The following is a 25464-nucleotide window of genomic DNA, read 5'->3' on the forward strand; positions in this document are numbered from 1 at the left end:
GGGACCATGGACGCCATCCGTCAGGCTGATGCTGCCGCTCTGCAGGGCGTCGAGGGCATCGGCTCCGAGAAGGCCCCGGTCATCGTCGAGCAGGTTGCCGCCCTGGCGCCGGTCATCGACAAGCTGATCGCGGCGGGCGTCAACATGACCGAGCCCCAGGGGGCGCCGACGGCGGAGGGTGCAGGTCCGCTGGCCGGCAAGGTCGTGGTGGTCACCGGCAAGATGAGCGGGCGGCTGGAGGCCTACGGGCGGTCCGAGATGAATGCCCTGATCGAGAAGGCCGGCGGCCGCGCGGGCAGCAGCGTCAGTGCGAAGACGTCCATCCTCGTCGCCGCGCCGTCCACCGGGGGCAAGCCCAGCTCGAAGGCGGTCAAGGCGGCCGCGCTCGGCGTCACGGTCCTCGCCCCCGAGGACTTCGCTGACCTGGTCGCCGACTACCTGGCCTGACGCGAAGGGGGCCGGGGCGGGCGTCGCGCCGTAAGCGTGATCCCGTCTCGGCCCCTGCGCGGTCCAGCGCATTGAACGGCCGCGCCATGGACGGGCGCTCGCACCCTCCAGGCGCGGCCCCCACTTCACCTGTGTTGCGTATTCATATTTCAATGTGTACTGTCATGTCATCGCCTGGTGCTCGGCACCCGCGACCTCTCCCCAAACACCCCACGTCCAGGTAGGGATGACATGCACTCGAACATGCCCGGGTTGTCGGATTCCGAGCTTCTGGCGATCGCGGCTCGTGCCACCAAGCGGACTCCGGTCAAGCCCAACGACCTCCTGATCCTCACCGAACTCCAGCTGGAGCTGTACCGGGAGCTGCACGCCGCCGCCGGTCAGTTGGTGCGGCCGCCGGTCGCGGCAGAAGTCCCACCGGCATCCTCGGCGCGGGTACGGGGCGCCCTCGATCGCATCCTCACCGAAGAAGAGGAGATGGCCGTCTTCCGGCAGGTGTACGACCACCTGGCAAACGCGGCACTGGGCGACCAGCGGGCGGCGGATCAGCTTCTGACGCTGTCCAGCGGCCAGCACGGCCCGGGCGGCGCGTTCCTCAAGCGCATACTGCGGTTCGCGGCGGCCGACGCGTACCCGAACACGGTCCAGCTGCTCGTTCTCGACTTCCTGAAGACGACGGACCAGCAGACCCTTCGCGCGGTGCTGGCACAGCTCGCGGGCATGGAATGGGCACTCGATCCGAACGACAGGCACCAGCGGATGATCATCGACCCGCCGGACGTCGTCGTCGATGACGCCGACGCCGAGGTCCGCCGGTTCCGCGAGCTGGGGCTGCGCCCCGGTGAAGCCACCCCGGGCCGGAGTCTCGCACGCGCAGACAACGCGACCTGGGAGACTCCCGATCAGCACCGCATCCGTACGTGGCGCCGCCGGTACGTGGAGGCCCACAGGCAGAGTCTCGACTGGGCGCGGACGAAGGCCGAGGTGTACCGCCGCGAGCGCGAGCGGCTGGCGCCCTACGGGCATCCGGACGGCCTGGAGGCGGCCGTGGTGACACAGCTGCGCCAGGAAGCCGACCGGGCCTCCTCCGCCCGCCTCTTCCAGATCGGCGACTCCCTCGGCCAGATGGCACTGCGCCGCGTGGTGCGGCGGACGGAGAAGAGCACGACCCCGTTCGATCCCGCACACCTCCCCGCCTCGCGCGGCATGCTGTTCCTCGACACCCCCCTCGCGCTGCCCAACGGCCGACGCATCGTCGGCTACGTGTGGGGCCCGTGGTCGCCCCCGGCGGAGGAAAGTTGGTTCCTTCTGCGTCCCGACCGGGTCCTGGAGCCGGTGGAGCTTCCGTCCGATGACGCCCCCTGGACGTGGGTCACCGCGCTGACATGCGACGAGTCGCTGCTACAGCTGCCCTTCTCGCCGTACGAGACCTTGCTGGCGCGCCCCGGCGAGGTCCTGGAGCCCGAGACCCGGCTTCGCGACCCCCACGCCCCTGAGCGGTACCTGAGCGGATCGGGCCGCCAGGGCGGCCAGGAGCTGATGCTCCGCCACGTGCGGGCTCTGTGGGAGCTTCTGACCCAGCACAAGCGGTCTACGGTGCGGGTCCTGGCCCATCAGGTCCACCAGCTCAAGCCCAGCAAGCGCGAGGCCGAACGGCGACGGGGCATCTCCGACTCCGGCCAGGTCGAGAACTGGTGGGTGGACCCGGACGCGGGCGAGCGCTTCCGGGAGGAGCAGCCGAGCCAGCCGCGCGATGGCGGAACCGGCCGCACGCTGGCGGTCCGCTACTGGAGGGAGGAGCACGAGCGCCAGCAGTGCCCGAACTCCCACCGGCACGCCCTCCTGGAGACGGAAAAGCCCGGTAGCTGCCCGCACTACGAGATCACCATCCCCGAGCACCCCGTAGGGCCCGCCGACGCTCCGTGGTCCGACCGGCTGCGCCGCGCCCGGCTCCGCCCATCGGCGACGCCCCGGCGTGCCGCGAACACCTAGCAGTCCCCGTGTGGCCGGGCAGGCCCCGTCCCGCCCGGCCACAGGTCCCACGGCCCATGCATCAAGCCCGACATCCCGATCGTCTTCAGCCGAGGAGAACCATGTCCGAAGACCTCCCTCCCCGCACCGTCCAGCACCGCCGTTGCCAGCCGCTGCACACCGTCTACGGGTTGGTGGCGCTGCTCGCCGGATGCGGCGTCCTGGTGGAGCAGCCCGTCATGTGGCTGTTCGTCGTCCCGCTCGCTGTCCTTGTCGTCGAAACGCGCCGGCTCGCCCGGCAGCGGGCCTGCGCCGTCCTCCGCAGGCGGGACGAGCGCAAGGTAGCCCCGGCTCGCGCCCACTGGGTGTGGGGCACTGCCGCGGCCGTTCTGGACGCCGCGCTGGTGGCCGGAGCCTTCGCCGTCTGCACCGTGCTGCTGCTCGGCCATGGTGAGGCACTCGTCCTGCGCGGACGGGCAGTGGACTACCTGGCCCTCGCCGCAGGGGCGGCGTTCGCCGGCGCGCATGCCCTCACCCACCGCATGTCCGCCCGAGCCCCGAAGGCGCCGCGGCCCGAGGCGTGAGAAATGCCCCCGTCACTCCGTGCCGGGACACTGCCCGGCGCTCCCTTTCCTCAAGTCCTCGGAGGAACCGTCATGCTGCGCTTCGACCCCACCACCACGAGCGGCTCGGCCGTGGCGTCCCTGTTCCGCGTGTGGTGCTCCCTGCGCGATGCCGGCCCCGGGCGCCGACCGGAGCCCGCGGAGCTGGCCGGCGCACTGGGGGAGAGGTTCGCCGACCTCGGTCTGGACCCGGCCGGGCCGCCTGCACAGGTCGAGCCGCCCGGCACGGGAGGGGTGTTCACGGTCCTCGGTCGGCGATACGACCGCGTCGACGCGCTGCTGATCGCCGGTGTTCTTCCGGGCGAACACGCCATTGCCGCTGTCGAACTGGACGGCGGCGAACACGACTTCTCCCGGTGGATCGACACCTTCCACGCCGAGAACGCGAACGCAGCCGCCAGGGCCGCGCGAGCGCAGATCGAAGGCGGGGACGCCAACCCGCCGGATGTTGCTTATTAGTCTTTCAATATGTAGAGTCATGCATGTCGGCACCCCGCGCTACCGGGTTCCGGATCACCAACGGTCACCCCCTCATCCGCCCAGGCAGTGTGAGCCAGGACGGCTTCAACTCACCACACCCAGGAGGTCTTTCATGGCAGGCGTCGAAGACACCTTGAGCGAGATGATCCGAGAGAGCCCCTGTTCGGTACTTAATCGCACCCAGGCCCTCCACCACGTCCTGGTGGTACTCGGCGGCGGATACGAGTGGCGGGACGGCGAGGTCGTGCGGCGACACGGCCGGGACGGACGCGACTGCCGCAGCACGCACAAGCAGTTCAAGCTCCCCGCCGAACACGTTGCCCTCTTGCGCGAACACGGAAGGGCAGTTGAGCAGCAGTACGTCGACGGAACCTGTCCCGCCGAACACCTTCGTACACATGCCGCAGAGTTGGCCCGCACACCTGGCCCGCTCGAACAAGACCCGTACCCGGCCAGCCCCGGCGCTCCGCTGTTCAACGTTCCGGCGGACGCCGCCGCCGACTGGGTTGAGGCTGCCCGCGAGATCGCCGCCGTCGTCGTCCCTCTCTGGGAGACGCCGTCCGACTACGAGGTAGCCGTCCACGCCTCCCTCGCTCCCGAGGAGCGCGCGTGGGTCGACGGCCAGCGCTCGCGTGCACTCGCCCTCCTTGAGCGTCGCTTCGGCCCCGAGGTGCTCCCCGCAGGCGGAAGCTGACCCTCGGCCGGCGGCGGGAGGTCGCGAATCCCCGCCCGGTGTGTTGCTTATTCATTTTTCAATGTGTAATGTGACCGTTCGTCGGGTCCGGCGGCACCGCCCCAGACCTGGTCCACTCCCCTTCCTCCCTCCAGCTCAGGAGACGGCTGTGCCCAACCGCATCGTGACCCGCACCCCCGAGCGCCGCGTGCCCAACCAGCGCGGCCTCCAGACCCGCCAGAAGCTGCTGGACGCGACGATCGAGCTTCTCGCCACTCGGCCCTACCGCGACATCAAGGTGATGGACATCGCCCACGTGGTGGGCACGTCGCCCGCGACGTTCTACCAGTACTTCGCCGACATTGAGGGCGTCGTCCTCGAAGCGTCCCGGCTCCTGGTCGAGGAGACGAACGCGGCACTCGCCGGTTTCGAGGACGGCGCCTGGTCCTCGGACGGACTTTCCGGCGCCACCCGGCTCGTCGACGCCGTACTCGACGGCTGGAGCGATCACCTCCCAGTCATGCGCGTGCTGACCGCCGTCGCGGCCGAGCGGGACCCCCGCTTCGTCAAGGCGTACTTCGCGGCCACCAGGCCCCTCGTCCGGGCCCTGACGGCGGCTGCGCCCAGCGGCGAGGGCAAGGAACTGGTCCACGCCCTCGTGTCCGGCCTGACAGCCGCCGCCGGTCACGAGAACGCCGGAAGCGTGCAGGGACTGACCAAGCGCCAGCGACGCCGGGGGCTCGCCCGCCTCGTCCACGCCGCCGTGACCACCACCGGCGCCTAGAGCCACGCTCCGCCACCAGCCCGGCCGCAACCCCAGAAGGAACACCGTGATCCAGCCAGCCTCTCTCGCCATCGGCTTCGGCCTCGGCGTCCTCAGCGTCCTGATCCGCGCCCTTGCTCTGCGCATCCGGCCGCGTCGCTGCCCACTTCCCCTCTCGGTCGCCTCACCGAGCCCGGAACTCGTCACCGCCCTGTCTGCGGCCGTCGCCGAGCGCTACCCGAATTGCGGCGGGTTCGACTACGCCGCCATCAGCGTCTTCGAGCACAACGCACCGGGGAACACGGTGCAGCTCTACCCCTCGCGCGGCCCCCACCGGGGCGCCATACGCCTGGAACCCGGCGATCCGAGCACCCCTGACGGCAGGGCCACCCATCTGCTGGCCGAGATGAGCCTGCCTCACGTCGGCGTCCTGGTCATCCCGCTCGGCCCCCGCTGAAACGGCCCGCGCCGCCCCAACTCCGGGGTGGCGCCCGACCGGCCCTCGTGCCTGCCGGCCACTGCAACCCGCCCCCTTCGCCTCACCGATCCCCGACCCGTCAGCGAGAAACCGTGACCAACCCTTCCCCCCAACTGTTCAAGTACGGACGCTGGCTGTTCGACATCGACGGGGCCATGCGCCTCCTGGAGGAGCGCCCCCGCGCCGCAGAGCAGACCCCCGTAGACGACTGGTCGGCCGCCTACCACCTGAGCCTGCTCAGGCCGGACTACGACGGCCCGCCCTGGTGCCCCGTCTTCGGCCCGGACCAGTCCCACTTCAGCGCCGAACACGCGATGGGCACCGACCTCAGCCAGCCGGTGATCATCGCCACGTTGGAGTTCGACAGCGGCCCCGCCCGTCTGCTGATCGACGGAGTGCACCGCATGTACCGGGCGATGCTCGAAGGCCGCCCGACGCTCCCCGCGCACGTCCTGACCGTCGCCGAGACCGCGACGATCCGCGTGCACTGACGCCGCCCTCCTCACCCTCGGGAGTTCCCCTTGACCTCCATCGGCACCGCCCGTCATTTCCAGCCTCACGGCACGCCCGGCCACGTATGCCGCGATCACAACCGGGCGGTCCTGGCCCCGGCCGTCGCCGTCGAGGCCCTCCGCCAGGGCCTCGGGCCCGACCTGACCGACGCCCAGCTCGACCAGTGCGCCGAGATCGCCGAGCGCAACCCGCTGTCCGACACCTCCCGCGCTGCCGTCCGTACCGCGCTGGAGCCCTCGCTGTCCGTGCGCAACTCCCCGGCGACCGTGCACCACCGGCTGTTCACCCTGACGCCCGGACACCCGCTGCGCGTTCGTGTCGGCGACGCCGAGTACTTCCTCGTCCCCATCCCCCTCACGCTGTGAACCGCCGCCCGCACAGTCGGCGGGCGGCCCGAATCAGACACTCCAAAAGACGCGTCCGGCCCCGGCCAGACGCGTTTTGGCATGATCCCCCTCGACCGAGATCCGGTACCTGACTTGGGGGAACCATGTTCACCATGCGCCTGCGCCACGCCCTTCCGACCGTGCTCCTGGCCGGCGCGGTCCTGGTCTCCGGCTGCGCCGACTCCGACAGCGGCCCTAAGGCCGACGGCAACCCGACGAACAGCGCCCCGGCTGTCCGGCCTTCGCCCTCCACGGTGCTGCCGGACAGCATCGCGAAGCCGGGAACCGCACTGCCGCTCGGCGACGGGACGTGGACGGTGACGCTGCAGGGCTTCGAGCGGCTGCCGGCCGGGGCCGTGCCCGGGGTGCCGGCCGGCGCGAGCGCGTACACGGCTCGGGTGACCGTGGCCAACCAGCGGGCGCAGGTCGCGACCGCGCCGCGGACCGCCGTCACTGCCCGCTACGGAGTGCTCGGCCGCACCGCTGCCGAAGCCACCGACAGCAGCGCATCCTCTTCCGCCGACGAGCCGCAGCAGGTGCGCCCCAACGGGTCCGTCGACAGGAACGTGCAACTGGTGCTTCCCGACCAGGCCCAGGGCCTGCCGGTCACGGTGACCGTGGAGGCGACCGAGGAGGGGCTGGCCGAGCCGGAGCTGCTGTTCTTCGAAGGCGCCCTGCCAGGCGCCGCCGCCTCCACGGACGCCCACGCGCCGCAGGGTGCGCCGGCCGGTCAGTCGGTCACGCCGCTTGGGCAGTGGAACGGCCAGGTGCGCGTGGGCAAGGTGACGGTGAGCGGCGAGGGTGCCTCGCGCACCGGGAGCCTGGAGCTCAGCGTCGTCAACCGCTCCGGTGACCCGATGCCCGGCCTGGGCACCACCCTGCGGATCCTGACCGGCCAGGACCTGCACCTGGCCGCCACCGTCCGTCCGGTGTACGGCTACCGCGACGCCGCGATCGCCCCGTACCGCACCGCCACGCAGACCGCCTCCTTCCGCATCCCGGAGTCCGCCGTCGGCGGCCCGGTGACGGTCGAGGCAGTCGACGCGGGCGGCTCCAAGGCCACCTTCGAGGGCACGCTCAGCTGAAGGAACCCAGAAAAGTTCGGGCGGACTGTCACACCGTCGGACCTCGCCACACCTGTAGCAGGTGAACGGTGCCCTCTCCGACCCGAACAGGACTCCCTTACATGGCCCCTCGCCTCCTGGCCGCCGGCCTCGTGCTCGCCGGCGCACTTGCCGCCTCCGCCTGCGGACCGCTCACTACCCCCGGCTCCGCCGCCGATGCCGCCCCCGCTCGCGGCCCGGCCGCGGCCGGAAACGGAACCGCGCTGGCCCATCTCAACAACCTGACGGTCCACACGCAGACCTCCCTCGCCGGATACAGCCGCGACGCCTTCGGACCGGCATGGAGCGATGCGGGCACAGTCGAGATGTCGGGGAACTCCTGTCCGACGCGTCAGGACGTCCTGGCCCGCGACCTGGACGACATCGTTCGGGCCGAGGACGGCTGCACCGTCCTGTCCGGCGTTCTTCACGACCGGTACACGGGCCGGACGATCGACTTCAAGCGCGGCCCCCGCACGTCGATGGCCGTACAGATTGACCACGTCGTCCCGCTGGCGCTCGGGTGGCAGTCGGGAGCCCGGGACCTGACCGCCGAGCAGAGGCTGAACTTCGCGAACGATCTTGAAAATTTGGTTGCTACCGACGGTCCGACGAACGCCGGCAAGGGCGCCAAAGACGCCGCTGCGTGGATGCCTCCGCGCGCCGAGGTTCACTGCTGGTACGCGACCGCGCAGGTCCGCGTGAAGACCAAGTACCGCCTGTCGGTCACGCCGTCGGAGAAGACGGCCCTGCGCACCGCCCTGGAGTCCTGTCCGGCCGAGGCGGCCCGGCGATGAGGCTGGCCGCACAGCCGCTGCCCTTCGACGCCGACCGGGAGCGGTGGAACCACGCGGTCCGGGAAGCCGCCCGGCTCCACCACACCGTGCGCGCCGAGCTCGGTGGCCGGTTCCCGGACCCGGCCACCGAGAAGGCCGCCGTGGAAGCACTGCTGCTGATACGCGAGCGGACCCGGGGCGGCTGGCTGCGCTGGGACATCTTCGGGCCGGACCGCGCGGGTGCGCTGCGTGAGGCGGGACTCTTCGACCCGGAGCAGCACCGGCTGGGGCGCTGGGCGTGCCGGATGGTGTGGGGGCGTCGCGCTGCCCTGCGCATCTGGACGCTGGGAGGCCTCGACCTTCCCCGCCCTCTCCCGGTCGGCCGAACCGCGCTGTTCACCGTGGCCGCCTTCGCCGCTCTGGGCCCGGCAACCTCCCTGCTGCCGGCGGCAACCGGTCTTCTCGCAGCCGGCGCGTTCGGCGTGGCCGCGGCCGTCGGGCTGCCCGTGACCGTCAGGCGCCTCACCCGGCGTCGCGTGCGCGCGGTCGAGACGGGCGAGGCGTACGCGGCGGTCTTCTTCCGGATGCTGGCTGACGAGCAGCGGATGCGCATGCTCGCCGAGCGCAGCGCGCGTTATGAACTGACGCGCGTGGCGGCGGTGCTGCCGCGGCTGGTGTGGGATGCGGCCGGGCTGGTGCCGCTGGCGGCGGACGACGTGGAAGCCCGCGGCCTTCTTTTCGGATACGCGCAGTCGCTCGCGCTCCTGGTCGACCAGGCCGTCGAGGTCGAACGGCAGGAGGAAGCGGTGGAGTCGGCGATCCGCGACGACCGCGCGGCCGCCGTGCCCGTCAGGCCCGCGCTGCCCGAAGGGCTGCTGCCCCGGCACGTGCTGGACGAAGCACGGCTGGAACTGGAGGAGCTGGGAGAGGGACTGCGCCATGCCCGGGAAATCCTGGGCGGGGCCCACGACGACGGAACTCAGCGTGTACGGAGCGGAGAGAGCGATGAGTGAGCACGAGCAGACCGGCCGGCGCGTCCCGTGGCGGGAGGCGAATCCGGAGGCCTACGCCGAACTGAAGCGCACCTGGGGGGTGATCGGGCACAGCAGCGTCCTGATGGTGCTCAGCCTGAGCCTGATCGGCACGTCGCTGACGCTGGGCTACCTGCACTGGCCGGGCTGGCTGGAGACCTTCGCGCGTCTGGGGGCCAGCGGCGCGGCGGTGGGTTGCGGCGCGGTCGGTCTGTGGCGACTGGTCCGTGCCCTGTTCCGGTCGGTGCGGGCGGTCATCCGCACGCGCCGGCGCGGCGCCGAAGGCAAGGCGCAGGGGGAGACCGCCGAGGAGTCCGTGCCCGAGGCCGCCCCGACGGCCGAGTCGTCCTGAATGGGAAGGGGGCAGCGTGTTCCGGTCCGAGAGCTTCGTGGTCGGGTTCCTCATCGGCGCCATGGCCTGGTGGGTGCCGTACGTGCGTGGACTGGGCCGGCGCGGGGTCATTCGAGGGCTCGCTCTCGGGCGTCGCAGATGGCCTCCCACTCGGCGAAGGTGGAGCACTGCTCGGCGGTGCGCGCGCGGCGGGCCCGGTCCGCCTCCGCGAACGAGGCGAGGATGCGGTCGCGGATGACGAAGCCGGGGGGATCGGGTTCCGCCTCGACGGGCGGCGACAGGCTGGTGAGGCGGGCGCGGACGGCGTCCATGGCCGCCAGGAAGGCCGCGTTGGGCGGGACCCCGCAAGGCGTGTCCTCGCCGGTGTCGGGTGCGGCGGGCCCATCCTGGGTGGCGGCCTCGTTCCAGCGGGTCATGATCACGCTGGCCGGTGAGGCCGGGCGCCGGGGCACGCGCCAGACCGACAGGTCGGCGGCGATGTCGGCTGCGGAGAGGCCGCTGGTGATCCAGGGCCGCAGGGCGAAGGCGAGGCGGCGCAGGCTCTCGCCCTGGGTCCAGGGCACCCGGGGGCGCACCCAGGCGGCGACCGAGACGGCGTGCGCGGCCTGGCCGGGAGTGGCCCTGTAGGGCTCGGGTACTTCGTGTCGGCGGCGGGGTCGCGGTGGCGTCCCGCGGGGTGCGCTGGTGTTGTTGTTCTTCTCTCTCACCTCAGCTGTAGGACGTGGGTGGTTGGTCTTACAGGAAGGGGTGTCACGGCGATCGCGGCGGCGGGCCGGGCGGGCGCGTCGGCGGGCGTCGGCGATGGCCATCTGGCGTCCGCGGTCGGTGAATCCGATGTGCCGGGCGTGGTAGCCGTGGCCGCTCACGCGGTGGCCGAGGGCGTCGTCCCAGGCAGGCGGGACGACGGCGGCGTAGATGGTGGCGGTGCCGGCCCATTCGCCGCTTCCGGCGGCACGAGTGTTGGTGCGGCTTCCGTGGACGGTCCAGACGAGGAGGCCGAGCTCGCGCAGGACGGCGATGTGCCGCTCGAGGGTGCGCCGGCTGATGCCGAGGCGGCGCCACATGGTGTCGCGGCAGTAGGCGACGTGCCCGTCGGCGTTCAGGCGGGCGGCGAGGTCGCGTGCGACGCGCAGTGTGGTGTCACCGGCCTTGGGGTGCAGGCGTTGGGTGATGGCCCAGGTGGCGGCGCGCAGGAAGTCACCGCGCCGGGTGCGCCGGGACGCGGTGGTGCCGATCTCCTGGTCCGCGTGCTCACAGACCTGGGTGAATCGGTTGTTCGGGGATATTCGGTTTTGTCCGCGCGGAGGGCACGGCGGAGCGGCGGCTGCGTGGACCGGCGCGTGGGCATGCTGCATCATGGGCAGGGCACGCCCTCCTTTCGGGCATGCGCGAGCCCCTCTTCGGTGGGGCCGGGTTCTTCGGGAACCAAGGTGATCCGCCCTGGCAGGGGCGGTGTTGCCCGGTCTTCGGGCCGGGTTCTTCACCGGGTGGGCTGGACACTCGCCCGGTGGTGGCAGAGGTGCGGCGGGCGGGCTGAGGTGCTGGACACACCGGGGCTTGCTGCCGCGGGGCAGCCCACGGGGGACTGCCTCCTGTCAGGTCATGCGTTCATCGGTCTCCAGGGTGGCGGGCGGTCACGGTGGTCAGTGGCCCATGCCGGCGCCGCCGTCGACGGGCACCACGGCACCGGTGATGTAGGCGGCCTGCTCGGAGGCGAGGAAGGCGACGGTCGCGGCGATCTCCCCGGCGCGGGCGAGGCGGCCGAGCGGGATCTGGGCCTTGAGGTTCTCGAGCTGCTCGTCGCTCAGCTGCTGGCTCATGGACGTCTCGGTCAGGCCGGGGGCGACCACGTTGAAGGTGATGCCGCGGGAGCCGAGTTCGCGGGCCATGGAGCGGGCGAAGCCGACGAGGCCGGCCTTGGAGGCGGCGTAGTTGGCCTGTCCGCTCTCGCCGCGCAGGGCGACGGCGGAGGAGATGTACACCACGCGGCCCTTCTTCGCGCGGAGCATGCCGCGCGAGGCGCGCTTGGTGACGCGGAAGGCGCCGGTGAGGTTGGTGTCGACGACGGAGGTGAAGTCGTCCTCGCTCATACGCATCAGGAGCTGGTCCTTGGTGATGCCGGCGTTCGCGACGAGGACCTCGACGGGGCCGTGCTGCTCCTCGACCTCCTTGAATGCGGCGTCGACCTGATCGGTGTCGGTGATGTCGCAGCGGACGGCGAGCAGGCCCTCGGGGGGTTCGCCCGAGCGGTAGGTGACGGCGACGCGGTCGCCGGCCTCGGCGAGGTGACGGGCGATGGCGAGGCCTATGCCGCGGTTGCCGCCGGTGATCAGGACTGAACGGGACACGGAATGGCGCCTTTCTGTGCTGCTCTGTGGGGGTTTGTAGTCAATCAGCTGGCCCGGCGCGTGCCGGAGCGGGTGAGGTGTCCACTCATCGCCGCGGCGGTGTCCATCACGGCGGTCACGTACCGGGCGCGGGTCGCGGCTCTTCGCATGGGCCCGTCCTTGGCCAGCAGCGCGACGGAACCGGCGACGGCCGAGCCGTACCAGACGGGCGCGGCGATCATTGTGCGGCCCGGAAGCGGGGAAGGACTGATCGCGTGACCTTCCTCACGGACGTACGCGGTGTCGATCTTGTTGGCGCCGACGGAGCCGAGACAGGCGAGGATCGCCATGCCGGCGGCATCGGCCTCCAGCGGCGCTGACTCAAGAGAACGCAATGCGATCTGAGGGGATGTGAGGATCTCGTCAGCGTGTGGACCGTATGCCCGTTCCGCGCAGATCCTCATCGGAGTGCCGATCAGGTGTGGTCGGTAAACAAATACGACCTGGCCTGTTCTCGACTGTAGTGTGACGATCTCGGCCCTCACCGCAGGGGAGGGCGTGCCGGCCTGGAGGGGCTGGGAAGGCGTCGAAGGGGAGGGACCGTGCAGCGCGTCAGTCAGCGCGTATCGAGCACGCGGCCCCCGCTGTTCGACGGCGCCCTCCCGCATCAAGGCTTGCAGATACCGGTGAGCGGTCGGCGCGGGAAGGTCCGCGGACTCGGCGACCGAGGCCAGAGGGTGTTCACCCGGCCCGAGGCAGATCAGCGCTCTGAGCACCGCCATGGTGCGTGCCACGGTGCCGCCGGTGCGGTCGGGCGGGGTGGCAACGGGATGCAGCAACGCGAACTCCCCCTCGCGGTTGTGGAGGACCTTCGCGTCTCCCACAACGCGGATTCGATCCAGTGGCCGATTCTTACCGGACAAGATCCTGCTCACCAGGCTCTGAATTTTCCGGTCCTCGAATTTCAGGAGCGAGCGCTTCCGGTATATCGCGGGGTCAGCACGGGGATGGCGACACGGGGAAAGGTTCGAAGTTGAATCAGAAGGAGGCGTTGCAGCAGCTGCTGCAATGGAAGCGCAAGCAGATAGACCCGGTCGAGCTCGGCTGGCCCAAGCGCACCGGCCGGGGCCGGCGCGCGCGCGGGCTGTCGCAGGCCCAGGTGGCGCAGGCGTTGTTCGTCACGGAGAAGACCTACGCCGAGTTCGAGCGCGGAAACACGTCCCAGCCGAGCACCTTGTTCCTCGACAGCGTGGCCAAGGTGCTGAACATGGAGGAGCGCGAGCGGACCGCGCTCTACGTCTACGCGATCGGCTACGAGCCCCCGTTCCCCATGGATCCGTGCGCGGGGTCGAACGTCGACCCGGCGTGGCAGGTGGCCGTCAACGGCGTGTCCGGGCAGCCCTGTTACATCAACGACGTCGCCTGGAACGTGCTGGCCGCGAACGAGGACTTCAAGCGGATGTTCCCGCAGCCCGAGGGGAAGTCCCCGGAGCTGCCCGAACGCAACCTGATCCGGTGGATGCTCCTGCGTGAGGACGCGCGCGAGCATCACCTGGTCGACTGGGACACACGCTGGGCGCCGCAGGTCGCAGCCCAGCTGCGCACGGCGGTGGCCGCTCACCCCGAGAACGAGGATCTCCGGCTGCTCGACAAGGAGGTCAACGACGACGCGGTGGCGGGGCCGATCTACCGCGACCACAGCCTCGCGTACATCCACCCCGACGGCGATGCCCGACCGATGCGGCATGCCGGCTACGTGGCCCCGCGCGGCACCGAGGACCACCGCACCCGGTGCTGCGAGCGGCACGCGCCGTCCCAGCTGGGCACTGTCACCATGTGCGCCGCCCAGCCGTTCGGCAGCCCGGGCGCCCGCTTCTTCCTCCTTCCGTTCACACCCCACCCCTGACGCCGGGCCCGCGGCCGGCCGGGCGGAGAGATTTCGTCCGGGCGGCCGCGGCACGCACAATGCATGCCCATGGCTACCACTGACCTGAAGCAGATCGCGCCCGGCGTCTTCGCCTGGCAGCCCGGACACGGGGCAACCTGGGGCCTGGCCAACTGCGGTCTTGTCGTCTCCGGGGGCCAGGCCCTCGTCATCGACACGCCCTACACACCCGCCCTGACCGATGCCTTCCTCACCGCGGCCCGCACCGCCGCGGGCCCCGGCGTCCCGCTGGACCGGGTCGCCGTCACCCACGCCAACGGCGACCACACCTGGGGTCTTCAGCAACTTCCCGGCGCCGAGGTCTTCGCCACCTACGCCGCACTCGCGCACCAGTGCCTGGAACCGAAGCCGCAGCAGCTGCAGGCGCTCATCCACGACACCGACCCCGGTCAGCCGCTCGGCTGGTACTTCCGGGAGCACTTCGGCAGGTTCGACTTCGCGGGCATACAGGTTCTCCCGCCGACCACAACGTTCACCGGGCGCCACGACCTCGGCGTCGGCGACATACCCGCAGAGCTCCACGAGGTCGGACCGGCCCACACTGTCGGCGACCTCGTCGTCCATCTGCCAGAGCAGCGCGTGGTCTTCGCCGGCGACATCGTCTTCGCGGGAGACCACCCCTCGCACTGGGCCGGCCCCCTGGAGCGCGTCTCCGCCGCCTGCCTGCGGATCCTGGACCTCGACCCCGAATGGATCGTGCCCGGCCACGGACCGCTGATGACTCCCGACGGCCTGCGACGCTACGTCGCCTACCTCGACGACCTCGCGGACCAGGCATACGTGATGCACGGCCAGGGCCGGACCGCCGTCGAGGCGGCCCGCATCCTGATCAAGGAGGACCGCTACCCCGGCCTCGGCCTTCCCGAGCGGCTCGCGATCACCCTCAGCACCGAGTACCGCCACCTCGACCAGGACTCCACCGCGCCGGACCTGCTGGAGCTGATGGACCACGCGGCACGCATCGCCTGGGACCGCTCTTCGGCCGGCCCCCTCACGCCCTGATCTGCTGCCCGGTGGCCGCACCTCGCCAATTCCGGCTGGTGAAACAGCGCGGCCCGTTCCGTTCCGATCATTGAAATATGAACCGCTCGGAGGGCGCGGGGCTTGCCCCGCGCCGCGCGAGCCGGTCAACTACCGATGTCGGCGCGCCGTGCATGCACGGGGCAGCGCCCACCCAGGCACCGAGGGCACTCCCACGCCCGTTGACGTGCGCGGTCGAGCAGCACTCCGTTGCTGGACTCGATTCCGGATGCCGCCGCCGGCCCCCCGGTGGCGGCATCCGCTCGAAGCCGCCTCGCCCCAGGGAGAGTTCATGAGCCCCGCCATCGCCTTGCCGGTCCCCGCCGCCGTCCCCGAGTTCCTCGCCCCCCGCATCGAGAGCTTCCGCCAGATGCTGCGCGCCGGCCGGTGCGAGGAAGCCCTGACGGCCGCCCGGACCCTCAGCGAGGAGCTCGCCGAGAGCCACGGCCCCCTGCACAACTACACCCTCCACGCCTTCGAGCTCGTCGCCTTCTGCGCCCAGCTCGCCGGGCATCCCGCCATGGCCACCGAGGTCTCGGTGTACGCCGCCGGTGCCTGGCAGCGGGTTCTGGATGCCGGGCACAGCCAGATCCGCCGGCAGGCCCGCAACGGTGCGGCCTCCTGGCTCACCGTCACCAACGCGCCCGACGCCGTCAGGACCGGAACGTCTCTCCTGGCGCTGCTGCAGTCGGTCTACGGCAAGGATCACCCCTCCACGCCCTTCGTCGAACGTCGACTTAACGCCATCACCGGCGCCGACCAGGAGGCCGCGCGGAATGCTCTGCGCGCATCGGGAGCGGCCTTGCTTATCAAGCCCTGAAGGCCCTGGCCACAGTCTTTTCGAACCGTCCGCGCCAGCGGCATATACCGGAAGTGCGTCTACCGGAAAAAACGGAGCCTGGCAGCACCTGATCTTTCTGGCCACAATCAGGCTCGGACTGATCGCGTTGTGGGAGACGCCCAGTCCCAGACCGCGAGGGGGACAGTCGCGTTGAACCAGACCACCGCCGGCTCCGCAAACAGCCTCGGCCACCCGGCCGCTCCTGCCGCGCGCCTCGGCGCGCCCGGAGCCGTACCTGTACCCCCAGGGCCGCGGCGCACCGCCGGGCTGCCGTCAGGCGTCCGGTGCCCGGCGGAGTCCGGCCTCGCCGCACGTCCGGCCCCTGTCACCCCCGGCTTCGGCCGTGCCCTTGTCTGAGGCCACGCCTCCGTTTCCTACGATCCAAGCCGTCACCACTACTCACAAGGGGGATACGCCAGTGTCGATCTCAAACGCTTCCGGCACGAACCACTGGCTGCGTCGTGCGGTGGTCGCGGCCACGGCTCTCAGCGTCGCGGTCACGGCCGCCGGCTGCGGGAGCGGCGAGAAGGAGAAGCCCGAGGCCTCGAGCAGCCCGAGCGCGAGCAAGAGTGCCGACCCGCAGGCCGCGGCCAAGGCCGACGTCCTGGCGGTCTACCGCAGCTACTGGGACGCGCAGGTCAAGGCGTACGCGAAGGCCAGCCCCGTCGGCACGGACCTGGACAAGTACGCCTTCGACAAGGCTCTCGGCAAGGCCGAGTCCGAACTCGTCGCGCTCAAGATCAGCGGCAACGTCATCAAGGGTGAGCCGAAGCTCTCTCCGGAGGTCACGGCGGTCAGCCTGGACGAGTCGCCGAAGAAGGCCACGATCACCGACTGCGTCGACGTCACCAACTGGAAGCTGCTGAAGGAGAAGACGGGCGACGAGGTCAAGCTGCCCAAGGAGCGGCTCACCCGCTTCGTCACCACGATCTCGGCCCGGACCGTCGGCGAGAAGTGGATGATCGTCGAAACCCAGCAGCAGGACCGCACATGCTGACCCGCAGGGCCGCGGCCGTCATATCCGCGCTCGCCGGCATCGTCTACCTCCTCCTTCCCACTCAGGCGTGGGCGGACGGAGGCGACACGGATGTCGGCTCCTGCAACAGCTCCTGGGTCTGCGCCGGCGTCGAGGTACCCGGCACAGGCAGCGGGGGCGGCGACAACGGCGGCACGGGCGGGCACGGCGGCGGAGGGAGCGGCGGAGGCGGCGGCAAGGGCGACGGCAAGACGTGTGCCACAGGCGCGACGACCGTCCCGGGAACCGAGGGATGGGAATGCCACATTCCCGGCGTCGGCACCTGGAGCGAGGCCTACGCCTGCTACATCCGCAAGCTCGACCCGCAGCCCCCGAAGTCCGACCCGATCTGGGACGGCCACACCACCGGCGCCATCTACGGCTTCGCGTGCATGGCGCAGATCCACGCCCGCCCCACACCCACCGACGGTTTCGCCCGCTGGTCCGAAACCGATCCGCTGGGCCAGCAGGGCCCCACGGCAGCCGAACTGGCGCAGCGTGCCCTGAGCATGATGCGCCTGGACGGTGCCAAGGTCGGCAGCGCACCTCCCGCCGGCTCCAAGGGCTTGGTCGGCATGCCCGTATGGCTGTGGACCGAGGAGACACCCAACACCTGGGGCCCGCAGTCCACGACCGCGGCCGCCGGTGGCCTGTCGGTGACCGCGACCGCCCACGTCAAGTCCATCACCTGGTCCATGGGCGACGGCTCGTCCGAGACCTGCACCAAGCCCGGCACTCCGTACCAGCAGTCCTTCGGGAAGAAGGAGTCCCCGGACTGCGGCCACACCTACACCAAGGTGCCCGACGGCGGCTCCTACAAGGTCACCGCGACGACTACCTGGGTGATCGACTGGACCGCCACCAACGGTGAGACGGGCACGCTGCCGAACGAGACGCGCAACGCCGGCACCGCGATCAACATCGGCGAACTCCAAGTCGTCAACTAACGAGGAAGCACAGCATTCATGGCGACGACATTCGCGAAGAAGAACACGGCTGCCCAGCCCGCCGCGGCAGCCCCCGGCGGCCCTGTCCCCATCACCCAGGACGCCCCCCGGCGCCGGCGCCGCCCGGTTGTCGTCGGCGCCGGCCTGGCGCTGGCGGCGGTCGGGGCGCTCCTCGCGGTGTGGCAGGTCGACGAGGCCGGGAACCGGACTCCGGTGATCGCCCTGGCGCACGACGTCAAGGCGGGCGAGAAGGTGAAGAAGAGCGACCTCGTCGTAGCGCAAGTCGCTCCCGATGCCGCACTCGCGCCGGTTCCGGTCAGCCGCAGCGGTGACATCGTCGGCAAGACCGCCGTCGCCGACCTGCCCAAGGGCACGCTCGTCACCGACTCCTCGGTGCGCGAGGGCAGTCCCGTCGCCAAGGGCCGCGACACCGTGGGCATCCTCGCCAAGCCGGGACAGCTTCCGGCGCAGCGACTGCGCGCCGGCGACGCGGTCGCCCTCGTTCACACGCCGCAGGACGACGCCGATGTGGCGAAGGGATCGTCCACGCAGAAGACCGCGGACACCATCAACGCGATCGTCGTGGGCGTCTCGGCGCCGGACGCGAACGGTGCGGTCGTCGTCGATGTGGCGGTCGCAGGCACCGACAGCGCGCCCCTGGCCACCTGGGCCGCCCGGGGCGCGGTGACCGTCGTGCTGAAGGCGGCCAGCTGATGGCGGTCATCGCACTGGTGTCGGGCAAGTCCAGCGGGGTCACGTGCTCGGCGCTCGCCCTTACCCTGGCCTCGCCGAAGCCGTCCCTGCTCGTGGAGGCCGACCCGGGCGGCGGCACGGTCCGTGCCGGATACCTGGGCGGCGAGGGCAGCGCAGCCGTCGGTCTGCACCGCCTGGCGGCCGCGGACCGCCAGGGCACCCTCGCCCGTGAGTTCTCCCAGCACTTCGTCAGCCTGGACCGCGACAACAGTGGGCAGCGGCTGCTTCTGCCGGGGCTCACCGATCCCACGCAGGCCGCTTCCCTCAGCCGCACCTGGGACCCGATCTCCCGTCTGTTGAGCGTGATGGACCAGACCGGCCACGACGTGATCATCGACGCCGGCCGCATCCTGACCGAGTCCGAGTCCCGGCTGAGCATGACCCGCTACCCGACGCCCCTGCTGCACCGCGCCGACGTCGTGCTCATGGTCGTGCGGACCACCCAGGCCTCCATCGCGGCCGCCGCGCCCGCGGTGCGGGTTCTGCGGGAGGAACTGGCTCACCACGGGACGGGTTCCGACGCGCTGGGGGTGCTCCTGATCGAGGAGGGCTCCTTCAACTCCAGTCAGGTGCAGCAGCACTTGCAGGCGCCCGTGGTCGGCATGCTCGCGTGGGACCCAGACAGTGCCGACGTCCTCACGCACGGGGCCTACAAGAAGATGCCGCGGACCTTGCTGCGCTCCGCACGGACCGCCCACCAAACGATCAACGAACTGGTGACCAGGCGCCGTGTGCAGCTGCGGCCGGCCGGATTGCCGACGGTCGCCGGGAGGGCATCATGACCGACATCAGGCCGGAGACCCCGGCCCCCGACTACACGACCCTCTTCACCCAGGCCCTCAGCGAAACCACCCGGCAGGGCGCACCTGTCCTGCGACCGGTGCCCGCCCAGGTCTCTCCCGCCCGTCTGCCCGAGGACCTGCGCGTCTCCGACGCCTCGGGGCCGGCCGCGCTCCCGGTCGGGCACGAGGTGATCGCCGAACTGCGCTCCCGGGCCAGCATGAAGATCGGCGAAGCCGCGGGCGCGGACGCGTCCATGACCGAGCAGGACCGCCGGCAGCGCGGCCAGTCGGTCATCAGGCAGGTCGTCTCGGAATGGGCGACGAAGTACGCGGCCAGCGGCACGGACTTGAGCCCTGAGCAGGAAAGGGCTGTGCGAGAGGCCGTCTTCGACGAGCTGTTCCGCGCCGGCCGTCTCCAGCCGCTCCTGGACGACCCGCACGTCGAGAACATCATCATCTACGGCGACAAGGTGCGCGTCGACTACGCCGACCGCCCGACGATGACGTGGGACCCGATCGCGAAGACGGACCGGGACCTGATCAACCTCATCAACCACCTCGCGCGTATGCAGGGACAGGGTGAGCGTGCGCTGACGCCCGCCACGCCGAACCTGAACCTCCGGCTGGCTGACGGCTCCCGCCTGGCCGCCTCTGCGTACGTCACGCCGAGGCCCAGCATCGTCATCCGCCGCCACCGCACCCGCGGGCAGGGCCTGGACGACCTGGTCCGCTGGGGCACCATCGACTCCTGCCTCGCCCACTTCCTGCGCGCTGCGGTCCGGGGTCGCAAGAACGTCATCGTGGTGGGCTCCCAGGGCGTCGGAAAAACGTCACTGCTGCGTGCCATGGCCCGTGAGATCCCGCGCACCGAGCGCGTGGGAACGCTGGAGTCGGAGTACGAACTCCACCTCCACGAGGACCCCGACGGTCCGGAGGTCGTCGCCTACGAGGGTCGCGAGTCGAACGGTGAGCGCGGCGCGGACGGCAAGCTCCAGGGCGAGCTGAACCTCTCCGACCTCTTTCCGCAGCTGCTGCGCATGTCGCTGCGGCGCGTGATCGTCGGTGAGGTCCGCTCCAAGGAAGTCGTGCCGATGCTGCACGCCATGAACGAGGGCGAAGGCGGGTCGATGGCCACCCTTCACGCCCGCAGCCCTCAGCTTTCGATCGAGCGTCTGGCGACCCTGTGTCTGGAAGCCGGCATCGGCATGACCGAGACGCTGGCCTACCGGCTGATCGCCCAGGCCGTCGACTTCGTCGTCTACGTACGCCTGGTCGACGAGAGCGAACTCGTCGCCCCGGACGGCAAGCCCGGGCGCAAGCACCGCTTCGTGTCCCACGTCATGGAGGTCACGGGCATCGGCGAGGGCGGCCGGCCTTCGTACCAGATGGTCTTCGCCCCGCGCGAGCAGGACGGCCGCCGCGAACCCCGTGCCGTCCCGCACGGGAACATCTCCCAGACCAACCTGGAAGACCTGGTGCGCGCCGGCCTGGACCGAAGTGTGCTGCAGCGCCCGTGGGGCGGCTGGGGCGCGCCGCTGGAGACGGTGGTGCCGCTGTGACGCTCACCCTCAGCTCCCTGCTCGCCGCGCTCGCGGGCCTTGCGGCTGTCGGCGGTCTCGTCGTGGCCGTGGCCGGCGGCGTGGGCTGGGCGCCCTCGACGACGGTCCGGCGCCGCAGCCGTCTGGAGCGCAAGATCCGCGGCTTCTTCGTCAAGGACACCCGTACTCCTACGTCGTGGTGGGCGCGCGGCCAGGTCCGGCTGGCCGGCGCTGTGGTGGCGGGCCTGGGGGTATGGCTGTTCACCGGGTGGCTGGTCGGCGGCCTGCTCACCGTCGCCGTCGTGACCGGCCTGCCCTGGCTGTTGAACACGTCCGGCTCCGGCAAGTCGCAGATCGAGAAGTTGGAGGCGATCGAGGAGTGGGTGCGGCGCATGTCCGACATCCACACCGTCGGTGTCAGCCTGGAGGCCACCATTCAGCGCAGCCTGGAGACCGTGCCGAAGGCGATCCGCGAGGACGTGCGTCTGCTCGTCTCCCGTCAGCAGGCCGGCTGGGTTCCCGAGCACGCCTACCGGGCCTTCGCCGACGACCTGAACGACGCCATGGTCGACGAGGTCGCCGCCCTCTTGATCCTGCACGTCACGGACCGCGGCAGCGGCCTGAGCAAGGCCCTGCGCGAGCTCGCCGGCGCACTCCAGCACGAGGTCCTCTCCCGCCGGGAGGTCGAGGCCGACCGGCAGAAGCCGCGCACCAACGACCGCTGGGTGACGATCTTCTGCCTGGGGATCTTCGGTGTCACCGCGTTCTCCGGCACCTACGTCGAGCCCTACAACACCGTCACGGGACAGCTCGTCCTCGTCTTCGTCGCCATCGCCTTCGTCCTGGTCAAGGTCTGGATGCGCCGCATGGCGATCATCGAGCCCGCGCCCCGGTTCCTGTCTCCGGCCGACCGATCCGGCGGCCAGATCACTGAGGAGACGCCGTGAACCTCTCTCCCTACGCTGTCATCGGCGGCGCCGTCGCCGGTCTCGGCCTGGTGATCGCCGCCCGCGGCGTCCTCCCGGGCCGGCCCGACCTGGGCGACGTGCTGTCGAGGATGGACGCCACCCGGCTGGAGAACCTCGAACGCAACCGCGACAGCCAGGCCAACACCCTGATGGAGAAGGCCGGAGTCTTCCTGCTGCGCACCGTCGGGGACGGCACCCTGCGCCTGCCCCGCCAGCAGCTGGAACTCGTGGGCCGCTCCCCGGCCGCGCACCTGGGCCGCAAGCTCGCACTCGCCCTGTACGGACTGCTGCTTCCCGTGCTGGTGGTGAGCCTGGCGAACCTGGCCGGCTACCCCTTTCCCGTGGCGATCCCGGCGATCGCCGGGCTGGGGCTCGCGGTCATCTTCTGGCTGCTGCCCGATCTCCAGCTCAAGCAGCAGGCCGTGGAAGCCAAGGAGGACTTCCGGTACGCCGTCAAGGCATACCTGCGCCTGGTCCAGCTCGAGCGTGCCGCGGACGCCGCGCCCACCCAGGCCCTGAAGCGGGCCGCGGAGGTCGGTGAGGGCTGGGTCTTCGCGAAGATCCGCGACACCATCACCCGCGCCGAACTCGAGGGCATCAGCCCGTGGGAGGGCCTCAAGCGTCTCTCTCTCGAACTCGACGTTCCCGAACTCGGAGCGCCGGCCGACATCATCGCCATCGCCGGCGAGGAGGGCGCAGCCGTTGGCGACACCCTCGGCGCGCAGGCCAAGTCGCTCTCCGGTGCCCTGGTCACCGCTGCGAAGGCCCAGGCCAACATGGCCTCGGAAAAAATGGTGATGCCCGTCGCCATGCTCGTGTTGATCATGACTGTCTACATCGGCTATCCCGCGATCTCGCGGATCATGGCCAGCTAACTCCCGCAAGAGACAAGGAAGAACACGATGGGTATCGACCCGAACTTCGCTTTCCTGAAGGCCTTCTTCGCCGCCCGCATCGACCGGCTGCGCGATGCCCGCGACGACCGCGGTGCCATATCCATCGAGACCATGATGATCATCGCCGGTCTCGTGGTCGCCGCCGGTGTGGCCGTCGCCGTGATCGCCACCAAGATCAGCGAGAAGGCGGCCACGATCAAGTGATGCGCCTCCGCAGGACTGTCCGCCGTTGGTCCCGCGCGCTCGCCGAACGCGACGCGCGGGATCGCGGAGCCATGTCCCTGGAGATGCTGATCATCTTTCCCGTCGTGCTGATGGCCATCCTGCTGGTCGTACACGTCGGACTGTGGTGGCACGCCAAGAATGTGGCGATGTCCGCCGCCCAGCTGGGAGTGGAGTCGGCACGTGTCCGCGGAGCGTCAGCGGGCGCCGGTACCGCCGAGGCCCGCGAGTTCCTCTCCCGTGCCGGCGGCAGCATCTCGGGCACGTCGGTGAGCGGAAGCAAGGGGGCGACGGTGACGATCCGCGTGACCGGCTACGTCGACACGATGATCCCCGGTCTGAAGCTCAGGATCGACCAGCACGCCGACGCGGCTGCCGAGCGTGTCACGGAGGCCCGGTGACCCTCATCCACAGACTCAGGGACGACCGCGGCTCGCTGTCGCTGGAAGCGGTCATCCTGTTTCCCGTCCTCATCATGGTGCTGCTCCTGGTCGTCGCATTCGGCCGGATCGGGTCCGCCAGCAACGCCGTCGACACCGCAGCCCGCAACGCGGCGCGCGCCGCGTCGCTGGAACGCACCGGCGGGTCCGCCAGCACCGCCGGATCGCAGATGGCGCGCAGCGTGCTGACCCAACAGGGTCTGCAGTGCACCGCCACGTCCGTCTCCGTGTCCACCGGCGGGTTCGCCGCACCGATCGGTGAACCGGCCAGCACCACGGCCACGGTCACGTGCACCGTGCGGCTCTCCGATATCGGATTGCCCGGCCTGCCCGGTGCCAAGACGATGACCAGCAGCTTCACCTCGTCTATCGACTCCTACCGCCAGCGCGGCTGACAGGACCACCGCATGACACCCGCCCGCTTCGCTCTCACCTCGCGGATCCGTCACGCCCTGCGCGACGACCGCGGTGCGATGAGCCTGTTCGTCCTCGTCACCATCGTGGCGCTCTTCCTCGTGGCCGCCCTCGTCTACGACGGCGCCGGGAAGCTCCGGGCCCTCACCCACGCCGAGGGCGTCGCGCACGAGGCCGCACGCGCCGGCGGCCAGGCCGTCGACGCGGGCAAGGCCATCTCCGGCCAAGGCGTCAGCGTGGACCGCAACGCGGCCGTGGCCGCCGCGCGGACCTACCTCAGCCGCGAGGGCGTCAACGGCTCGGTCCGGGTGAGCGAGGACGGCGGGTCCCTGGAGGTGACCGTGACCGAGACGTACACCGCCCTCTACCTCGGGGGCGCCAGCGGAACAGTCACCGGCACCGGCAGCGCCAACCTCGTCTACCAGGGGTAGGGGTCATGAGAAACCGAAGCACCGCAGCAACGATCGCCCGCGCGCTTCTCGCCCTGGTCGCCCTGGTCGCCCTCGTGGCCGGCGTCCCCGCCGTGCTGCTGGGCATCGGCGTCCTGCCCGACCATGTCCCGGGCGTCGGCGAGATCACCACCGCCCTCACCAGCCCCGACACCGGCCAGCTGTTCCTGGGCGCGGTCACCCTCATCGGCTGGTACGGCTGGATCAGCTTCGTGATCTCCGTCGTGCTGGAGACGGGCGCCGCGCTGCGCCACGTCCGGGCGCCCCGCATCCGCATGCTGGGGGGCTCCCAGCAACTGGCCGGCGCCCTCGTCGGCGGCATCCTCATCCTTCTGCCCGCAGGGACGGCCATGGCCACCCCGGCCACCGCGGCGCCTGCCGCTTCGGCCACCGCGGCCACGGCATCCGTGAACGCCGGCACGCAGACCGAGACGTCGGCCCCGGCTTCGTCGACCTATCGCGGGCCGGTCCACCAGGTCCAGGACGGTGACACCCTCTGGGACATCGCGGAGAAGCGCCTGGGCGCCGGAATCGAGTGGCACCGGATCGTCGACGCCAACGAAGGCGTACGCCAGTCGGACGGCTCCCTCGTCACCGCCGACACCACCGTCCTGCAGCCCGGCTGGACCCTGCGCCTGCCCGCCGACGCCTCCCCCGCACCCACCGCCGACCAGGGCGGAGCCCGGGCACAGACCGCCGGCTCCCAGGCCGCCACGACCGAGACCCACACCGTGCGCGCGGGCGAGACGCTGACCGGCATCGCCCAGGACGAGCTCGGCGACGCCGACGCCTACCCCCGGATCGTCGACGCGAACAAGGGCGTGAAGCAGGACGACGGGCGCGCCCTCGGCGACCCCGACGAGATCTACCCCGGCTGGAAACTGCAGATCCGCACCGCAGCCGGCAGCGACCGGAGCGACTCAAAGCCGGACGAGGCACAGCCGCCGAGCGAGCAGCCCGCCGACCAGGGCAAAACCGAGGGCCGGCCGGGCGCCGAGCAGACGCAGCCGCCCGCCCAGAACAATCCGGGACAGGGCGCCGACAACAACAAGGAGAAGGGCGAGACGGCCCAGACCCCCGGCGGCCAGGGCGCGGACAAGGACAGGCAGGACAGCGGGCAGCCGACCGCCCGGCCGGACACCCCGACCGAGCAGCCGGCCGCGCAGAGCCCTGCGCCCGACCTCGAGGGGGAGCAGCACGGCACGCCCACGCAGGCGCCCGAGGCGCACGAGACCGCGGAAGCCGGCGACAGCGGCGACACGAGCGTGCGGACGATCGCCGCGGCAGGGAGCATCCTGGCCGCGGCCGTCC

31 protein-coding genes and 1 pseudogene are annotated in these 25464 nt (G+C 71.0%); 28 read left to right on the plus strand and 4 right to left on the minus strand.

Annotated elements, in window-relative coordinates; translation table 11 throughout:
• The 13 genes from ABZ281_RS04185 to ABZ281_RS04245 all read left to right on the plus strand — a co-directional run.
• Positions 1 to 447 (plus strand): BRCT domain-containing protein (locus ABZ281_RS04185; protein ID WP_356651893.1); only part of this gene is annotated, 447 nt, incomplete at its 5' end.
• A 243-nt stretch (positions 448 to 690) separates the two neighbouring features.
• A complete protein-coding gene (locus tag ABZ281_RS04190; protein WP_356651895.1) occupies positions 691 to 2439 on the plus strand; it encodes a hypothetical protein in 1749 nt (582 codons plus the stop codon).
• Positions 2440 to 2540: 101 nt separating this feature from the next.
• Positions 2541 to 3002 carry a hypothetical protein gene (locus tag ABZ281_RS04195; RefSeq protein ID WP_356651897.1) on the plus strand — a complete coding sequence of 154 codons (462 nt, stop codon included), beginning with the start codon at positions 2541 to 2543 and terminating at the stop codon, positions 3000 to 3002.
• 72 nt (positions 3003 to 3074) lie between these two features.
• Positions 3075 to 3500: a hypothetical protein gene (locus ABZ281_RS04200; RefSeq protein WP_356651899.1), complete on the plus strand. Its 426-nt coding sequence runs from the start codon at positions 3075 to 3077 to the stop codon at positions 3498 to 3500.
• 133 nt (positions 3501 to 3633) lie between these two features.
• Positions 3634 to 4215, plus strand: a complete 582-nt coding sequence (locus ABZ281_RS04205; protein WP_356651901.1) for a hypothetical protein — start codon at positions 3634 to 3636, stop codon at positions 4213 to 4215.
• Positions 4216 to 4363: 148 nt separating this feature from the next.
• Entirely contained in the window at positions 4364 to 4978 is a 615-nt protein-coding gene (locus ABZ281_RS04210) for a TetR family transcriptional regulator (RefSeq protein WP_356651903.1), read from the plus strand.
• A 46-nt stretch (positions 4979 to 5024) separates the two neighbouring features.
• A complete protein-coding gene (locus ABZ281_RS04215) occupies positions 5025 to 5414 on the plus strand; it encodes a hypothetical protein (protein ID WP_356651905.1) in 390 nt (129 codons plus the stop codon).
• Positions 5415 to 5527: 113 nt separating this feature from the next.
• Positions 5528 to 5926, plus strand: a complete 399-nt coding sequence (locus ABZ281_RS04220) for a hypothetical protein (protein WP_356651907.1) — start codon at positions 5528 to 5530, stop codon at positions 5924 to 5926.
• A 30-nt stretch (positions 5927 to 5956) separates the two neighbouring features.
• Positions 5957 to 6313, plus strand: a complete 357-nt coding sequence (locus ABZ281_RS04225; protein ID WP_356651909.1) for a hypothetical protein — start codon at positions 5957 to 5959, stop codon at positions 6311 to 6313.
• A 134-nt stretch (positions 6314 to 6447) separates the two neighbouring features.
• Entirely contained in the window at positions 6448 to 7419 is a 972-nt protein-coding gene (locus ABZ281_RS04230) for a hypothetical protein (protein ID WP_356651911.1), read from the plus strand.
• Between the two features lie 101 nt (positions 7420 to 7520).
• Complete coding sequence (locus tag ABZ281_RS04235) at positions 7521 to 8234, plus strand: HNH endonuclease family protein (protein ID WP_356651913.1); 714 nt, start codon at positions 7521 to 7523, stop codon at positions 8232 to 8234.
• Positions 8231 to 9226, plus strand: a complete 996-nt coding sequence (locus ABZ281_RS04240) for a hypothetical protein (RefSeq protein WP_356651915.1) — start codon at positions 8231 to 8233, stop codon at positions 9224 to 9226. Before ABZ281_RS04235 ends, ABZ281_RS04240 begins: the two co-directional genes overlap by 4 nt.
• A complete protein-coding gene (locus tag ABZ281_RS04245) occupies positions 9219 to 9596 on the plus strand; it encodes a hypothetical protein (protein WP_356651917.1) in 378 nt (125 codons plus the stop codon). Before ABZ281_RS04240 ends, ABZ281_RS04245 begins: the two co-directional genes overlap by 8 nt.
• Positions 9597 to 9703: 107 nt before the next feature.
• On the opposite strand, the gene ABZ281_RS04250 is transcribed toward ABZ281_RS04245, so the two are convergent.
• The 4 genes and pseudogenes from ABZ281_RS04250 to ABZ281_RS04265 all read right to left on the minus strand — a co-directional run.
• A complete protein-coding gene (locus tag ABZ281_RS04250) occupies positions 9704 to 10954 on the minus strand; it encodes a hypothetical protein (protein WP_356651919.1) in 1251 nt (416 codons plus the stop codon).
• Positions 10955 to 11239: 285 nt separating this feature from the next.
• The gene (gene fabG / locus ABZ281_RS04255) at positions 11240 to 11944 is read right to left on the minus strand and encodes a 3-oxoacyl-ACP reductase FabG (RefSeq protein ID WP_356651921.1); all 705 of its coding nucleotides are present in this window, start codon (positions 11942 to 11944) and stop codon (positions 11240 to 11242) included.
• Positions 11945 to 11988: 44 nt separating this feature from the next.
• Entirely contained in the window at positions 11989 to 12273 is a 285-nt protein-coding gene (locus ABZ281_RS04260; protein ID WP_356651946.1) for a hypothetical protein, read from the minus strand.
• 351 nt (positions 12274 to 12624) lie between these two features.
• Positions 12625 to 12705, minus strand: a pseudogene (locus tag ABZ281_RS04265) (hypothetical protein); the annotation flags it as partial.
• 251 nt (positions 12706 to 12956) lie between these two features.
• Between ABZ281_RS04265 and ABZ281_RS04270 the strand changes: the two are divergent.
• The 15 genes from ABZ281_RS04270 to ABZ281_RS04340 all read left to right on the plus strand — a co-directional run.
• Positions 12957 to 13829 carry a helix-turn-helix domain-containing protein gene (locus tag ABZ281_RS04270; protein WP_356651923.1) on the plus strand — a complete coding sequence of 291 codons (873 nt, stop codon included), beginning with the start codon at positions 12957 to 12959 and terminating at the stop codon, positions 13827 to 13829.
• 69 nt (positions 13830 to 13898) lie between these two features.
• Positions 13899 to 14870, plus strand: coding sequence for an MBL fold metallo-hydrolase (locus ABZ281_RS04275; RefSeq protein ID WP_356651925.1), 972 nt, complete (start codon positions 13899 to 13901; stop codon positions 14868 to 14870).
• Positions 14871 to 15180: 310 nt separating this feature from the next.
• Entirely contained in the window at positions 15181 to 15708 is a 528-nt protein-coding gene (locus ABZ281_RS04280; protein WP_356651927.1) for a hypothetical protein, read from the plus strand.
• A gap of 439 nt (positions 15709 to 16147) precedes the next feature.
• Entirely contained in the window at positions 16148 to 16726 is a 579-nt protein-coding gene (locus ABZ281_RS04285; protein ID WP_356651929.1) for a hypothetical protein, read from the plus strand.
• Positions 16720 to 17691 (plus strand): ATP-binding protein, encoded by a 972-nt coding sequence (locus tag ABZ281_RS04290; RefSeq protein ID WP_356651931.1) that lies wholly within the window; start codon positions 16720 to 16722, stop codon positions 17689 to 17691. Before ABZ281_RS04285 ends, ABZ281_RS04290 begins: the two co-directional genes overlap by 7 nt.
• A gap of 18 nt (positions 17692 to 17709) precedes the next feature.
• Positions 17710 to 18405 (plus strand): SAF domain-containing protein, encoded by a 696-nt coding sequence (locus ABZ281_RS04295; RefSeq protein ID WP_356651933.1) that lies wholly within the window; start codon positions 17710 to 17712, stop codon positions 18403 to 18405.
• Positions 18405 to 19226 carry a hypothetical protein gene (locus ABZ281_RS04300; RefSeq protein ID WP_356651935.1) on the plus strand — a complete coding sequence of 274 codons (822 nt, stop codon included), beginning with the start codon at positions 18405 to 18407 and terminating at the stop codon, positions 19224 to 19226. The genes ABZ281_RS04295 and ABZ281_RS04300 overlap by 1 nt, the downstream gene beginning before the upstream one ends.
• Positions 19223 to 20785, plus strand: a complete 1563-nt coding sequence (locus ABZ281_RS04305; protein WP_356651937.1) for a CpaF/VirB11 family protein — start codon at positions 19223 to 19225, stop codon at positions 20783 to 20785. Before ABZ281_RS04300 ends, ABZ281_RS04305 begins: the two co-directional genes overlap by 4 nt.
• Positions 20782 to 21711, plus strand: coding sequence for a type II secretion system F family protein (locus ABZ281_RS04310; RefSeq protein ID WP_275539086.1), 930 nt, complete (start codon positions 20782 to 20784; stop codon positions 21709 to 21711). The genes ABZ281_RS04305 and ABZ281_RS04310 overlap by 4 nt, the downstream gene beginning before the upstream one ends.
• Entirely contained in the window at positions 21708 to 22607 is a 900-nt protein-coding gene (locus ABZ281_RS04315; RefSeq protein WP_047181604.1) for a type II secretion system F family protein, read from the plus strand. The genes ABZ281_RS04310 and ABZ281_RS04315 overlap by 4 nt, the downstream gene beginning before the upstream one ends.
• 27 nt (positions 22608 to 22634) lie before the next feature.
• A complete protein-coding gene (locus ABZ281_RS04320; protein ID WP_047181603.1) occupies positions 22635 to 22832 on the plus strand; it encodes a hypothetical protein in 198 nt (65 codons plus the stop codon).
• Positions 22832 to 23251 carry a TadE/TadG family type IV pilus assembly protein gene (locus tag ABZ281_RS04325; RefSeq protein WP_356651940.1) on the plus strand — a complete coding sequence of 140 codons (420 nt, stop codon included), beginning with the start codon at positions 22832 to 22834 and terminating at the stop codon, positions 23249 to 23251. Before ABZ281_RS04320 ends, ABZ281_RS04325 begins: the two co-directional genes overlap by 1 nt.
• Positions 23248 to 23685 (plus strand): TadE/TadG family type IV pilus assembly protein, encoded by a 438-nt coding sequence (locus tag ABZ281_RS04330; protein WP_356651942.1) that lies wholly within the window; start codon positions 23248 to 23250, stop codon positions 23683 to 23685. Before ABZ281_RS04325 ends, ABZ281_RS04330 begins: the two co-directional genes overlap by 4 nt.
• 12 nt (positions 23686 to 23697) lie before the next feature.
• The gene (locus ABZ281_RS04335) at positions 23698 to 24135 is read left to right on the plus strand and encodes a hypothetical protein (RefSeq protein WP_275539082.1); all 438 of its coding nucleotides are present in this window, start codon (positions 23698 to 23700) and stop codon (positions 24133 to 24135) included.
• Between the two features lie 5 nt (positions 24136 to 24140).
• Positions 24141 to 25464, plus strand: a 1324-nt coding sequence (locus ABZ281_RS04340) for a LysM peptidoglycan-binding domain-containing protein (RefSeq protein WP_356651944.1), incomplete at its 3' end; no start/stop codon positions are given.

This window comes from Streptomyces sp. NPDC006265 (assembly GCF_040613555.1).
In the GTDB taxonomy this organism is placed as follows: Bacteria; Actinomycetota; Actinomycetes; order Streptomycetales; family Streptomycetaceae; genus Streptomyces.